The sequence below is a fragment of the Methylobacterium sp. GC_Met_3 genome (assembly GCF_026540775.1).
Classification (GTDB): domain Bacteria; phylum Pseudomonadota; class Alphaproteobacteria; order Rhizobiales; family Beijerinckiaceae; genus Methylobacterium.
This window is the reverse complement of record NZ_JALNUL010000003.1, coordinates 281672-294993: the sequence shown is the minus strand read 5'-3', so window position 1 is coordinate 294993 and position 13322 is coordinate 281672. Positions and strand designations below refer to the sequence as shown.

Below are 13322 nucleotides of genomic sequence, written 5' to 3'. Positions count from 1 at the left end.
AGACAGAAACTCGGATTTTAGCAAGGTCAAGCTCGTTCGGATCGTATCGGAGCAGCCGAGCTGGTGCATTCACCAGGGTAGTGAGGCGCGCCGGGTTGGTGATGGGGCTGGAAATCTCCGACCCGTCCGCGCACACAGGTGGCGCGGCGGCGTCGCCGCCCAGCCTGACGGAACGCTCGGATGAACACGACCGATCTCGCCCCGCACGCGCATCAGGTCCTGGCCGAAGCGACGCTGCCCGAACTGCCGAACCATTACCGCGGCAAGGTCCGGGAGAATTACGATCTGGCGGACGGCCGCCGCATCCTGATCACCACCGACCGGATCAGCGCCTTTGATCGGGCGCTCGCCGCGATTCCGTTCAAGGGGCAGGTTCTGACGCAGACCGCCCGCTTCTGGTTCGAACGGACGAGCGATCTCTGCCCGAACCACGTCCTGGCTTATCCCGACCCGAACGTCGTCGTCGGGCAGCGGCTGGAAATTCTGCCCGTGGAAGTGGTGGTCCGCGGCTATCTCGCGGGCACGACGTCGACCTCCGTGCTGACCCGATACAGGGCCGGCGAGCGGGAGATGTACGGTCATCGCTTCCCCGACGGGATGCGCCCGAACGAGCGCCTGCCGGCGCCCATCATCACGCCGACCACGAAGGCTTTCGACGGCGGTCATGATGAGCCGCTCACCGAGACCGAGATTCTGGGCCGCGGCCTGCTCACGAACCAGCAATGGCGCACTGTCTCGGAGGCGGCCTTGGCGTTGTTCGCCCGCGGGCAGGCTCTGGCGGCTGAGCGTGGGTTGATCCTCGCGGACACCAAGTACGAGTTCGGTACGGACCCCGAGGGCAGGATCGTCCTGGCGGACGAGATCCACACGCCGGACAGCAGCCGCTACTGGTTTGCACAGAGCTACCCGGAGCGGTTCGCCAGCGAGACGGCGCCCGAGAGCTTCGACAAGGACTTCGTGCGCAACTGGGTCGTGGCCCGCTGCGATCCCTATCGGGATCCAATCCCCGAGATCCCCGCCGACGTCATTCTCGAAACGGCCGCGGTCTACATCAAAGCCTATGAGACGATCACCGGTGCGCGATTCACGCTGCCGGATCCGGCCGAGGTGCCGCTCGACCGTGTGCGCCGCAACCTCGAATCCTATCTGGCGACGAATCCGGATCGCTGAAGGGCGGCGCGCTGCGCCGCCCCAGACCGGTCCCGGCGATGGCTCAGGCCGCCGCTGCCAGCGGGGCCGGGGCAGGGGCAGGGGCATCCATCGCGCGCAGGTAGACGTCGAGCAGCGTCTCGTGCTCGTCGCGCTCGTCCTTGTCCTGCTTGCGGATCTTCAGGATCTCCTTGAGGATCTTGACGTCCAGGCCCTCGCCCTTAGCCTCGGCGAACACCTCCTTCTTGGCCTCCATGAGATCCTTGATCTCTTCCTCAAGCCGTTCCACCCGCTCGATGATCGAGCGGATCCGGTCGCCCGCAACGCCCACGGTATCGGTCAAATCGGTCATGCAATCCCTCGTCGGATGACGGGGGCATCCTCGCCGGCACAAGGTAAGCGACGGGTTAAGGCCGCGCCGGGGTCTGGGTGCTGCCTGCGATCCAGCCGATGATCGCGTCCGCCACGGCGTCGCTGTTGGCCTCCAGCATCATCATGTGGCCGTTGCCATGGATGCCGTGGTCGGCGAGCACGAGACGGTCCGGCTTGGCACCGGCCTGCGTGAGGAACGCCGCGGTGCAATCATCCATCGTGGCGCGGAACGACGCCTCGGCGGTGACGATCACGGCGGGCACCCGGGCGAGGTTCGGTAAGGTGTGCACAGGCTCGGCCTGGAGCCAGCAGCGGATCTTTTCGGGTGCCGCGGTTGTCTCGGCCTGAACCACGGTGATGTCGGTCGGAGCGCTCACCGGCGGCTCGAAATGGAGCGGCACCCGCGTGATGCCATAGGGCCGGGCGCGCGCATCGCCGACGCGCTCGTACCAGTCGGCGCCGCCCTTGAAGCGAATGTCGTAGAAGGTCGGCCCATTGGGTTCCACGGCGATGTGCGCCTTGACGAGGTCCGGCCGCTGGTCCGAGACCGCCCAGCCGAAGACACCCGCCTGCGAATGCGTCAGGAGGATCGCGGGGCCGATCTTCTCCAGAAGGGCGATCAGTGCCGGGTCGACCAGCTCCTCGCTCTTCAGCGCGCTGGCGATGTAGGGGACCTGGGACAGGTAGAACTGGTCGAAGGCGGCGTTCCCCCGCACGCCCGGGCCATCCGGCCATTGGCTGTGCAGTTTCGCCTGCGGATACAGCGAGAACCGCTCCTGCCCGGTGAAGACCGTTTCCAGATCCTCGACCGGGAGGCGGGCATAGGGCCCATAGGTCTCCGGGTCGCTGCCCGAACGGCCACGCCCGACCTGATCCACGACATACACCGCAAAGCCCTTCGCGGCGAAGCGGTCCGCCCAGCCGGGCCGGCCGTCCGGCGTGCCGAGGAAGTTGGTCCCGGTCTGCGCGGTGCCGTGCACCATGACAACCGGGTAGGGCTGCGTGATCTGCTTCGGTGCGCGATACTCCACGAACATCTGCCCGAGGGCCGTGGTCTTGTCGCCTACACGCGTGTAGCGGCCGCCGACGAAGAAGTATCCGCTGGTCTGCTGCGGCTTGAACGGCGCGGAGCCCGATCCCGGTTCGGCGGCGCGCGGCGCCGGTCCAGTCGCAAGGCAGAGCAGGGTCAGTACCCCTGCGGCCGTCTTCCTCAGCATAGCGTCCTCCCGCCGGGCATCTGGCGCGCCCGGAGGGCGGTATATCGGCGTGGCCGCACGGCCGGGTCCAGCGGCCACGCCGATTTCAATCAGGCGTGCGCGAAGCGCGGCTTCTTGCCAAGCGCCTCCTCGACGGTGCCGGCACCGTCGAGATAGCCGTGGACCTTCGGGTTCGGCATGATCAGCGAGGCCACGAAGGCAATCGCCATCAGCACCGTGACGTACCAGAAGAACGTGCTCTCCGCGCCGGCATCCTTGAACCACAAGGCGACGAATTCGGCGGTGCCGCCGAACATGGCGTTGGCCAGCGCGTAGGACAGGCCGACGCCCAGCGCGCGCACGTTGGTGGGGAACAGCTCGGCTTTCACGATGCCGCTGATGCCGGTGTAGAACGACACGACGGACAGCCCCAGGGTTATCAGCGCGAAGGCCAGGTAAGGATCCTTGTTGGTCCCCAAGGCCGTCATCAGCGGCACCACCATCAGCGTCCCAAGGCCGCTGTAGAGCAGCATGTTGGCCTTGCGGCCGATCTTGTCGGAGAGTGCGCCGAACAGCGGCTGAATCACCATGTAGACGAACAGGACGCAGGTCATGATCTGCGAGGCCGACGTCTTGGGGAGGCCGGCGGTGTTGACCAGATATTTCTGCATGTACGTGGTGAAGGTGTAGAAGCTCAGGCTGCCGCCGGCCGTGTAGGCCAGGACGACGCAGAACGCCCGCCAATGCTTGAACAGCTCGGCGAAGGTGCCGGCATTCTCCTTGTCGCCGGCTTCCTTGGTCTCGGCCAGGGAGCGCCGGAGATACAAAGCCACGACCGCGAGCCCGGCGCCGATGAAGAACGGGATGCGCCAGCCCCAGGCGGTGAGCTCCGGCGCGGTCATCACGGTCTGGAGCAGAACCAGGACCAGCGAGGCCAGGAGCTGGCCGCCGATCAGCGTGACGTACTGGAACGACGCGAAGAAGCCGCGTTTCCCCTTGATCGCCACCTCGCTCATGTAGGTCGCCGAGGTGCCGTACTCGCCGCCCACCGACAGGCCCTGCAGCATGCGGGCGAGGAGCAGCAGCACCGGCGCCAGGGTGCCGACATGCTCGTAGGTCGGCAGGATGCCGATCAGCAGCGAGCCGAAGCACATCATCAGGACGGAGACGACCATCGAGGTCCGCCGCCCGACCCGGTCGGCGATGCGTCCGAACAGCCAGCCACCGACCGGGCGCATGAAGAAGCCCACCGCGAAGATGCCGGCCGTTTGAAGGAGCTGGGTGGTGGAATCACCCTTCGGAAAGAAGGCTGGCGCGAAGTAGAGCGCGAAGAAGGCGTAGCAGTAGAAGTCGTACCACTCGACCAGATTGCCCGAGGATGAGCCGACGATCGCCCAGATGCGCCGCTTCCGGTCCGCAGCGTCGTCGTGCGTGCCCGCTGCGATGCCGATCGTGTCGTTTCGCAATGCGGACATGGCGTCTCCCTCAAGCTCTTATAGGGGCGGCGATTGCCAGCCTCTTCTTCATGTGACGCGACGTTACAGGTGATGACCGTGATCGCAAGTCCGTGATGAGTCTTTCCACGGGAGGCGCCCGGCGCCTGTCACGTGCGCCGCCGCCGCAGCCAAAAACCGGAACGGTTTGCCATGGGGGTCCGTTGCGGCCCGGCGCGGGCGCCGATGGCGCTCCCCAGGCGAGAGAGGCGTGGCCATGAAGCGGATTCTCAGAGACACCGTGGCGGTTGCCATCGTGATTGCGGGGGCGACAACCGCCTTCGCGCAAGGTGGCCCCGGTGGGCCGGGCGGCGCGGGACCCGGTGCAGGCGGCGGTGCTCCAGGTGCCGGCGCTGGCCCGGGTGGTGGCGCGGGTCCGGGTGGTGGTCCCGGCGGTGCAGGCGGCGGCATGCGGAGCGGAGCCGAGGGTGGCGCCATGCGCGGGCCCGGTGGCGAAGGTGGCCCGCGTGGTGCCGAGCCGGGCGGACCCGGGGGCCGCGGTGCCGAAGGGCCCGGCCGCGCCGGCGGTGCCAACGAGCGCGGTGGACCGGCCGAGCGGGGCGCGCCGGGCGCGAATCCCGGTCCCGGCGAGCGCGGTCCCAATGAGCGCGGTGCGCGGGAGCCCGGCCCGGGTGGCGAGCGGGGCAACCGTGATGCGGCTGGGCCCAACCAGGGTGGTCGTGGCCCAGCCGGCGATCGCGAACGCGGCCCCGGGGGTGAGCGTGGCGGCCGTGCGGGCGCCCGTGACGGCGGTTCAGTCCGCGGTGCGGTCGGCCGTCTCGACACGCGGCAGCGCACCGAGTTCCGGTCATCGATCACCCGCCTGGGCGTCTCGCCGCTCCGGGATGTCGCCTTCGGTCTGGCCGTCGGCACGGCGATCCCGCGTTCGGTGTCCCTGCACCGGCTGCCGCCGGCCATCGTCGAGATCGTGCCGGAATACGAGGGCTACGACTTCGTCTTGGTGCGCGACGACATCGTGATCATTGATCCCGACACCTACGAGATCGTGGATGTGATCCCGGTCTGACCCGCTCTGCCGTCGTGCAGCACGCCCGGCAGGGCGAATTTCTGACGCGTTTGGCCAACTTTTGCGAAGAAAGCGAAAGAAAAATCTCGTACAGACGCGACTGCGTGGATCCGGAGAGATCCGGATCCACGCAAGAAAGACGCCGCTGAAAATATAAATCTCTATTCTGTTGAATGATACGTCTGAAAATACAATAATACTAAGCGCCACGGACCGTGAATTTCAGATACGAGATAGGGCTGTTCACGCGTCGTCTCCGTTTGGAGAGTGGTATGTCGATTGATAATTCTGGTTCGCGAGTATCCGTGCGGGCCACGCGCCTGCGCCTCGGGATAGCGGGTCGGGCAACGCTCCTGACCCTGGCGATCGCGTTCACCGCCTTCCTCACGTGCTCGGTTTACATCCACACATCGCAGACGGCGCTGCTGCGCAAGGACATCAACGCCAGCATGTCCAGCCTGAGTGGTGCCGCCGCGCGGAGCATCGGTAATTGGCTGTGCGGAAAGCTCGATCTCATGCAATTGGTGGCCGAGGAAATTGCAGGCACCGGGATCGGTCCGGAGGCTGACCGCGTGCTCGACGCATCGATCGTCCGCCAGGGATTCTACGTCGGCTACTTCGGGCGCATCGACGGCTTCTACACGAAGATGCCCAAGGCGCCGATCCCGCCGGGCTACGATCCGCGGCAGCGGCCGTGGTTCAAGGAGGTCGCGGCGACGAAGGGCGCGATTCTGACCGTACCCTACACATCCGCCAGCCGGGGCAGCATGGTTTTGACGGCGGCCGCACCGGTCGAGGACGCGCAGCATAAGCTATCCGGCGTGGCCGCCGGCGATTTCGATGTCGGGACCCTGGCCCGAATGATCGCCGACGTTGTGCCGGGCGGCGCCGGTTACGCCTATCTCGTCTCCGGCGCCGGCAAGATCCTGATCCATCCCAAAGGTGATCTCGTCGGGAAACCTCTCTCGGACTTGATCGGCGATGCGAAGCTGGACAGCGCCGCGGGCCGCGCGATCGAGACCAGCGAAGCCGGTCGCGCAACCCTCACGGTGTTCGCCCGCGTCCCGGATCTACCGTCGGCCCTCGACTGGTACGTGGCGCTGTCCTTCAACCGCTCAGCGGCCGTCGCGCCAATCGACCACCTCACGCGGGACATGGCGGTCGCAACCGTCATCATGCTCCTGGCGCTGGCGGTCGCGGTCAGCCAGACCATGGTGACTACGGTCGCGCGGCCCCTCAATCGACTCGTCGGCGTCCTTCAGCGGATGAACCAGGGCGAGTTGGATACCGAGATTGCGGAGGCCCGCCGACGGGACGAGATCGGCATGGTCGGCCGGGCCGTCGAGGGCATCAAGGCCGTCGTGGCGGACAAGGCGCGCGAGCAGGCCGAGGTGCGCCGCCAGGCCGATGCGGCCGCCGCAGCCGAGCGCAGGCGTACGATGACCGAACTGGCCGATGGGTTCGAGCGGGTCGTCGGCACGATCGTGGGTTCGGTCTCGTCCGCGGCCGCCGACCTTCACACCACCGCGGAGACGCTGACGGTCGCGGCCACGCAGGCGGCGGCGCAGTCCAGCGGCGTAGCGGCTGCCGCCCAAGAGGCATCCGCCAATGTCCGCACTGTCGCGGCGGCGGCCGAGCAACTCGGCGCGAGCGTGCAGGAGGTGGCCGGGCAGGTCGCTGCCTCGTCGCGGCTCGCCCAAACGGCGGTCGATGAGGCCGACGAGACCGGGCGCCGGGTGCAGGACCTCTCCGAGGCCGTATCGAAGATCGGCGCCGCCGCCGGGCTGATCTCCTCGATCGCGGCACAGACGAATCTCCTCGCGTTGAATGCCACGATCGAGGCAGCGCGTGCGGGCGAGGCGGGGCGTGGTTTCGCCGTCGTGGCCGCCGAGGTGAAGGAGCTGGCCGCCCAGACCGCCCGGGCGACTAAGGAGATCACGGACCATATCGCGCGCGTCCAGGGCTCGACCGGCGCGGCCGCCCGGGCGCTCAATGGGATCGTGGCACGCGTGCGCGACATTAACGACGTGGCGAGTGCGGTCGCCGCCTCAGTGAGCCAGCAGGAATCTGCTACGCAGGAGATCGCGCGCAACGTCAGTCAGGCCTCGACCGGGACCGCCGAGGTCACGACGAACATTGCCGGCGTGGCCGAAGCCGCGGCGCAGACCGGCCAGGCCGCGCATAAGGTTCTAGATTCCGCGACGGAGCTGTCCCGACAATCCGACCATCTGGGTGTCGAGGTCGCGCGTTTCCTGGAGTCGGTCAGAGCCGCCTGACGATGCAATCCGGTGCCGAGGCGATCAGCGATGCGCCTCGGCCGCCATGCGGACCGCGAGCGCCGCCAGCACCGTCTCCATCAGCCACCGCTGAACGGCGCTCCAGAGCGGTCGCCGGGTGAAAAAGCCGGCGATCGTAGCAGCTAAGACGATGGAGACAGAATTCGTCATCACGTTGACGACAAGCAGCGTGGCGCAAAAACAGCGCTTGCAACGGCACACTTCTACATTCCGGTTCGGTGAACCGAGGAAGCCGCGACAGGTACACGACCGCTCTTTTCGGATTGAGCAAATTGATCGGCAGTCCCATCACGAAGAGCTTGCGCAGGCGCTCATGCGACAGCTCGCGGACTTGTAATGGCGATCGCCCGTTCGGCCGTATCATAGACCCGTGAGTTTAACCGACTCACCTGCGAGGGCGTACGTGGTCGGCGGTGGCCGGGAGTTCAGAGGATGGTCGTTTCTCTGGCATGATCCGGAGAAGCGAATGGCGAGTGAAGAGTCACGCTGGACCTCGCAATTCCGCTCCGAATTCGGCAATACCGGAAACGGTGAATGCCAGTGAACAGCCGAATGCCGACGCACATCTCACTCCCGAAATGAAGCTCCGTGCTTGGTGCTGCAACGACTGTATCACCGCCCACCATCCAACAGCTTCGAGACCACCCGGGCGGTGTAGTCGACCATTGGCACGATGCGGGCATAATTCAGGCGCGTCGGCCCGATCACCCCGACCACGCCGACGATCTTCTGAGCTCCGTCGCGGAACGGCGCGGCGATCAGCGATGAGCCGGAGAGCGAGAACAGCTTGTTCTCCGAGCCGATGAAGATCCGCACGCCGTCGCCGCCTTCGGCCCGGGCGAGCAGGTCGATCACGTCCTTCTGGCTCTCCAGATCGTTGAACAGCAGGCGGATGCGCTCCAGATCCTCGACGGCCTTCAGATCGTCGAGCAGGTTGGCCTGACCGCGCACGATCAGCTGGCGCGCTTCGGATGGGCCGACCGGCGTCGCGAGCCCAGCATCCACGAGGCGCTCGGTCAGGGCGTCGAGTTCCCGCTTCATCGCCTTGCGGCTGGCCTCGATCTCGGCCCGCAGGGAGCCCAGGGTCCGGCCCCGAAGCCGGGCGTTCAGGAAGTTCGTGGCTTCCTGCAGTGCGCCGGTGGGCAGGCCTGGCGGCAGATCGACCAGGCGGTTTTCCACCGAGCCGTCGTCCGAGACCAGCACGACGAGCGCCCGGGCCGGGTCGAGGCGCACGAACTCGATATGCTTCAGGTTCACGTTCGCCTTGGTGGTTAGAACCACGCCGGCGCCGCGCGAGACACCCGACAGCATGGTCGAGGCCTCGGCCAACGCCGAGTCGAAGGTGTGGCCCGAGGCCGCGGCTCGCATCTGTGCCTCGATCCGGGCCTGCTCGTCCTGGCTGACGTCGCCGAGTTCCAGCATGGCGTCGACGAAAAAGCGCAGGCCGAGCTCGGTCGGGAGCCGGCCCGCCGATGTATGCGGCGCGAAGATCAGGCCGGAATGCTCCAGATCCGCCATGACGTTGCGGATCGAGGCCGGCGACAGGGCCATCGGGAGTATCCGCGCAAGATTGCGCGATCCGACCGGTTCGCCGGTGGTGAGGTAGCTCTCGACGATCTGCCGGAAGATCTCCCGGGCGCGTTCGTTGAGCGCGGCAAGCGCCTGCATCGATGGGCCGTCGAGAAATCGTGGGTTCGGGTCTGTCACGCGCTGATCCTGTGGGCCGATCATGTCCAACCGTCCAGTCTGGATCAATCCGTACATTGCGGCTTCGCTGCGCCGCTTGCCCGCGCCGACATGGCGGCCTAAGAGCCCGGCCCTCGACTTTCCTCACAGAAGGGGTCCGCAATGCGGCCTTCCAAGCGTGCCGCCGACGAATTGCGGCCCGTGAGCCTGGAGCGCGCGGTTTCGCGCTATGCCGAGGGTTCGTGCCTCGTCAGCTTCGGCAACACCCGGGTGCTCTGCACGGCTTCGCTGGAGGAGCGCGGCCCGCCGTGGCTGCGCGGTTCGGGCAAGGGCTGGGTGACGGCCGAGTACGCGATGCTGCCGCGTGCGACCCACGAACGCACCCGCCGCGAAGTCGGTTCCGGCAAGCCCTCGGGGCGGACGCAGGAGATCCAGCGGCTGATCGGGCGCTCGCTGCGGGCGGTGACCAACCTGCCGGCGCTCGGCGAACGGCAGGTGACGGTCGATTGCGACGTGATCCAGGCCGATGGCGGCACCCGCACCGCCGCCATCACGGGCGCCTGGGTGGCGCTGCACGATTGCTTCGCCTGGATGCGGACGCGCTCGATCATCTCGGTCGATCCGCTGCGCGACCACGTCGCTGCCGTCTCCTGCGGCCTCTACAAGGGCACACCGGTGCTGGACCTCGACTACGCCGAGGATTCAGCCGCCGAGACCGATGCCAACTTCGTACTCACCGGCCGGGGCGGGATCGTAGAGGTTCAGGGCACGGCCGAGATGGAGCCGTTCTCGCAGGATCAGCTGCTCGAATTGCTGCGCCTCGCGCGCGCAGGCACCGAGCGGCTGGTCGCGCTTCAGAAGGAGGCAATCGCGTGAGCCGGCGCCTGACGGGCAGGGTGGTCATCGCCACCCACAATGCCGGCAAGCTCACCGAGATGCGCGAATTGCTCGCGCCCTTCGGGATCGAAGCGGTGTCGGCCGGCGAACTCGGCCTTCTTGAGCCGGAGGAGACCGGTACGATGTTCGCCGAGAACGCGGCGATCAAGGCCCTGGCCGCCACGCAAGCCACGGGCTTGCCCGCCTTCGCGGACGATTCGGGCCTGTGCGTCGATGCCCTCGACGGGGCGCCGGGCATTTTCTCCGCGCGCTGGGCCGGCCCGACCAAGGACTTCGCCGGCGCCATGGCGCGGATCGCCTCGGAGATGGACAGGCGCGGCGCTCAGGATCGCCGGGCACATTTCGTCTCTGCGCTGGTGCTGGCATGGCCGGACGGCCATACCGAGCTGTTTGAGGGCCGGGTATTCGGCGACCTCGTGGAGCCCCGCGGCTCGGCCGGGTTCGGCTATGATCCGATCTTCCGGCCGGACGGCCACGACCGGACCTTCGGCGAGATGACCGCCGAGGAGAAGCACGGAGTCGATTGGCAGCGAGGGCAGGGGCTCTCGCACCGCGCCCGGGCCTTCGTGGATCTCGGCCGAGCTTGCCTCGCACCCAGCGCGTGATTGCCAAACCGGGCCGCGCCGCTCACATCACCACCACCATGCAAGCGACCGGCCCGGACCACCCGACCCGCGATGCGGGCTTCGGCATCTACCTGCACTGGCCCTTCTGCGCCGCGAAGTGCCCCTATTGCGACTTCAACAGCCACGTGCGCCATGCCGGCGTGGACGAGCCGCGCTTCCTCGACGCGTTCCGGGCCGAAATCGACCACGCTGCCGAGCGGACGCCCGGCCGGACCGTCACCAGCATCTTTCTGGGCGGTGGCACCCCGTCGCTGATGCAGCCCGCCACGGTCGCCGGATTGCTCGACGCCGTCGCTTCGCGCTGGCCCGTCGCGCCGGATGTCGAGATCACGTTGGAGGCCAACCCGTCGAGCGTCGAGGCGGCCCGTTTCGAAGGCTACCGCGCCGCCGGGGTCAACCGCGTGTCGCTCGGCGTACAAGCGCTGAACGACGCATCGTTGCGTACCCTCGGCCGGCTGCACGATGTGGCGCAGGCGCTCGACGCGATCCGCGTCGCGCAGGCCACCTTCGCGCGCACCTCATTCGATCTGATCTATGCCCGACCAGGCCAGACGCCGACGATGTGGCGGGACGAGCTTGCCGAGGCCCTGAAACGGGCCGGCGAGCATCTCTCCCTCTACCAGCTGACCATCGAGCCCGGCACGCCCTTCTACGGCCTCGCCAGCACGGGCAAGCTGGTCGTGCCGGACGACGATACGGGGCGCGCCCTCTACGACGTGACGCAGGATCTCTGCGCGGGCGCCGGTCTTCCCGCCTACGAGATCTCGAACCACGCCCGGCCCGGCGCGGAATCCCGCCACAACCTGCTCTACTGGCGTTACGGCGAGTATGCCGGGATCGGCCCCGGGGCGCATGGACGCCTTGTCACCGAGGCGGGCCGGATCGGCACCGTGACCGAGCGTGCGCCCGAGGCGTGGCTCGCTCGGGTAGAGCGCGACGGTCAGGGGATCGTCGAGACGGAAACCCTCACTCCCGCCGACCAGGCCGACGAGTTCCTGGTGATGGGCCTGCGGCTGCGCGAAGGAATCGATTCGGAGCGCTACGCCGCCCTCAAGGGCCGCCCCCTGAACGGCAACCGGATCGGTATGCTGGTTGGTGACGGCCTGCTGGAGCGGCGCTCCGGAGGTCGCATCGCCGCAACCGCACGTGGCGCACCGGTCCTCAACGCGATCGTCGCCGAACTCGCCGGCTGATCAGATGCCAGGCTTTGCCAGGACCCTGGGGGCCGGGCTCACCGGCGTCGCGGCGTTGTTGCGGATCTCGTAGACCGCCAGCGCCCGCTCGCTCTGCCCGTCCGGACGGAAACGGAACGTGCCGTCCACCCCGGCGAAACCCGCGCCATTGGTCAATGTCGGCTCGGCGAAGCGCTGCGAGCCGTACTGGCGCGCCAGCGCCGCCGCGAGCGTCACGGCGTCGTAGGCGAGGGATGTCACGCGCGGCGGCGCGGCGCCAAACCGCGCCTGATAGCGCCCACTGAAAGCCGAGAACCCGCCGCGATCCGGTGCGGCGAAGTGGCCGCCCTGGAGGGCTGGGAGAGCGAAGAGCGCCGGCTCGTTCCACAAAGCCGTTCCGACCGGCCGGACACGCGCCGGCGCGAAGCCGGCCTTGCTCAGCGCCGCCGCGACGGCCGGCATGGCCTCCGCCGTTTCCGGAATGAACAGCGCGTCGGCCGTCGCGCCGGGGCCTATGGTGACGCGGGCCAGACGCGCCACCGCGGGCCCCGGATTGCCCTCCGGATAGCGCTCCACGGCCGCGACCCGCGCGCCGCGGCGCCCCACGGCCTCGCGGAAGGCCGCTTCGACGGCATTGCCGTAGGCCGTCTCGGGGATCAGCGCCGCAAAGGAGCGTTTGCCGCCGGCAACCGATTCCTCGACCACCCGGTCGACCTCCGGCTGCGGCAGGAAACTCAGGAGATAGACGTTCGGCGCCGCCACGGTGACGTCGGTGGAGAAGCCGATGACCGGCTTGCCGGCTGCCTTCGCCACGGCGGCGGCGGACTGGACGCTGCCGGCGAAGAGCGGCCCGAGCACGATTTCGGCGCCCTGCCGGAGAGCGTCCTGGGTCGCCTCCCGCGCGCCCTCGGGTGTGCCGCGGTCGTCTTCCACGAGGAGCGTCAGGTCCGGCTGCTGTGCCTCTTCGAAGGCGAGCTGCGCCGCGTTGCGCATGGCGTTTCCGACGGTCGATCCTTGTCCGGTACAGGGCAGGATCAGGCCGACCTTGATCGAGCCCGCGCCGATTCGCGGCCCTGCTGACGCCATTGGGGTGACAGGCCCCGGACCTGCAGGCGCCGGGGCCGCCTGCGACGCGTCCGACTGTGGGATCTCGACAGGTGGCGTGAGGGCGGCTTGGGGCGCCGATCTGCGACGGGCGATATCGCCGCCAAGGCACCCACCGAGGGGCAGGAGCGCCGCGCAGAGGACGGCGCTGAGGGCAAGGACGCGCACGCGATGAACCGGCGCGCCGATCAGGCGCGCCATGGCGCAATCTCCTTCGGGCAGGCCGGGGAAGCGTGATCGCGGGATCCAGAAATGTAAACGCAGCGCGCACGACTGCCCCCCGCCAAGACGGCCGACGCGCGA

General features: G+C 68.1%; 12 protein-coding genes. 6 read left to right on the top strand and 6 right to left on the bottom strand.

The features are described from left to right. Positions 1–180: 180 nt before the first annotated feature. Positions 181–1170, top strand: coding sequence for a phosphoribosylaminoimidazolesuccinocarboxamide synthase (locus tag OXS27_RS06805; RefSeq protein WP_267355178.1), 990 nt, complete (start codon positions 181–183; stop codon positions 1168–1170). 43 nt (positions 1171–1213) lie between these two features. On the opposite strand, the gene OXS27_RS06800 is transcribed toward OXS27_RS06805, so the two are convergent. From OXS27_RS06800 to OXS27_RS06790, 3 genes are all read right to left on the bottom strand, one after another. Next, positions 1214–1501 carry a DUF2312 domain-containing protein gene (locus OXS27_RS06800; RefSeq protein ID WP_267355176.1) on the bottom strand — a complete coding sequence of 96 codons (288 nt, stop codon included), beginning with the start codon at positions 1499–1501 and terminating at the stop codon, positions 1214–1216. A 55-nt stretch (positions 1502–1556) separates the two neighbouring features. Next, a complete protein-coding gene (locus OXS27_RS06795; RefSeq protein WP_267355174.1) occupies positions 1557–2738 on the bottom strand; it encodes an alpha/beta hydrolase in 1182 nt (393 codons plus the stop codon). 89 nt (positions 2739–2827) lie between these two features. Continuing rightward, positions 2828–4192, bottom strand: coding sequence for an MFS family transporter (locus OXS27_RS06790; RefSeq protein WP_267355172.1), 1365 nt, complete (start codon positions 4190–4192; stop codon positions 2828–2830). Between the two features lie 235 nt (positions 4193–4427). Between OXS27_RS06790 and OXS27_RS06785 the strand changes: the two genes are divergently transcribed. Both OXS27_RS06785 and OXS27_RS06780 read left to right on the top strand, forming a co-directional pair. Beyond that, on the top strand, positions 4428–5237 hold the full coding sequence (locus tag OXS27_RS06785; protein WP_267355170.1) for a DUF1236 domain-containing protein: 810 nt from the start codon (positions 4428–4430) through the stop codon (positions 5235–5237). Between the two features lie 272 nt (positions 5238–5509). After that, positions 5510–7513 carry a methyl-accepting chemotaxis protein gene (locus tag OXS27_RS06780; RefSeq protein WP_267355168.1) on the top strand — a complete coding sequence of 668 codons (2004 nt, stop codon included), beginning with the start codon at positions 5510–5512 and terminating at the stop codon, positions 7511–7513. 24 nt (positions 7514–7537) lie between these two features. Here OXS27_RS06780 and OXS27_RS06775 read toward each other — a convergent pair whose 3' ends face one another. Together OXS27_RS06775 and hrcA are read right to left on the bottom strand one after the other, a co-directional pair. Further along, positions 7538–7684, bottom strand: coding sequence for a hypothetical protein (locus tag OXS27_RS06775; protein ID WP_267355166.1), 147 nt, complete (start codon positions 7682–7684; stop codon positions 7538–7540). 462 nt (positions 7685–8146) lie between these two features. After that, positions 8147–9202, bottom strand: a complete 1056-nt coding sequence (hrcA, locus tag OXS27_RS06770) for a heat-inducible transcriptional repressor HrcA (RefSeq protein ID WP_267355335.1) — start codon at positions 9200–9202, stop codon at positions 8147–8149. 180 nt (positions 9203–9382) lie between these two features. On the opposite strand from hrcA, the gene rph reads away from it, so the two are divergent. The 3 genes from rph to hemW are packed head-to-tail and all read left to right on the top strand — an operon-like array spanning position 9383 to position 11936. After that, a complete protein-coding gene (gene rph, locus OXS27_RS06765; RefSeq protein ID WP_243920092.1) occupies positions 9383–10096 on the top strand; it encodes a ribonuclease PH in 714 nt (237 codons plus the stop codon). Continuing rightward, positions 10093–10722, top strand: a complete 630-nt coding sequence (rdgB, locus tag OXS27_RS06760) for an RdgB/HAM1 family non-canonical purine NTP pyrophosphatase (RefSeq protein WP_267355163.1) — start codon at positions 10093–10095, stop codon at positions 10720–10722. The genes rph and rdgB overlap by 4 nt, the downstream gene beginning before the upstream one ends. Positions 10723–10760: 38 nt before the next feature. Beyond that, positions 10761–11936 carry a radical SAM family heme chaperone HemW gene (gene hemW / locus OXS27_RS06755; RefSeq protein ID WP_267355334.1) on the top strand — a complete coding sequence of 392 codons (1176 nt, stop codon included), beginning with the start codon at positions 10761–10763 and terminating at the stop codon, positions 11934–11936. On the opposite strand, the gene OXS27_RS06750 is transcribed toward hemW, so the two are convergent. After that, positions 11937–13220, bottom strand: a complete 1284-nt coding sequence (locus OXS27_RS06750) for a penicillin-binding protein activator (protein ID WP_267355161.1) — start codon at positions 13218–13220, stop codon at positions 11937–11939. Between the last annotated feature and the right edge of the window lie 102 nt (positions 13221–13322).

Coding starts and splice junctions, on each gene's coding strand:
- OXS27_RS06750 (WP_267355161.1), bottom strand. CDS start 13,220: ATGGCGCGCCTGATCGGCGCGCCGGTTCATCGCGTGCGCGTCCTTGCC.
- OXS27_RS06795 (WP_267355174.1), bottom strand. CDS start 2,738: ATGCTGAGGAAGACGGCCGCAGGGGTACTGACCCTGCTCTGCCTTGCG.
- OXS27_RS06800 (WP_267355176.1), bottom strand. CDS start 1,501: ATGACCGATTTGACCGATACCGTGGGCGTTGCGGGCGACCGGATCCGC.
- rph (WP_243920092.1), top strand. CDS start 9,383: ATGCGGCCTTCCAAGCGTGCCGCCGACGAATTGCGGCCCGTGAGCCTG.
- OXS27_RS06790 (WP_267355172.1), bottom strand. CDS start 4,192: ATGTCCGCATTGCGAAACGACACGATCGGCATCGCAGCGGGCACGCAC.
- OXS27_RS06785 (WP_267355170.1), top strand. CDS start 4,428: ATGAAGCGGATTCTCAGAGACACCGTGGCGGTTGCCATCGTGATTGCG.
- hrcA (WP_267355335.1), bottom strand. CDS start 9,202: ATGCAGGCGCTTGCCGCGCTCAACGAACGCGCCCGGGAGATCTTCCGG.
- OXS27_RS06775 (WP_267355166.1), bottom strand. CDS start 7,684: ATGACGAATTCTGTCTCCATCGTCTTAGCTGCTACGATCGCCGGCTTT.
- OXS27_RS06805 (WP_267355178.1), top strand. CDS start 181: ATGAACACGACCGATCTCGCCCCGCACGCGCATCAGGTCCTGGCCGAA.
- OXS27_RS06780 (WP_267355168.1), top strand. CDS start 5,510: ATGTCGATTGATAATTCTGGTTCGCGAGTATCCGTGCGGGCCACGCGC.
- hemW (WP_267355334.1), top strand. CDS start 10,761: ATGCAAGCGACCGGCCCGGACCACCCGACCCGCGATGCGGGCTTCGGC.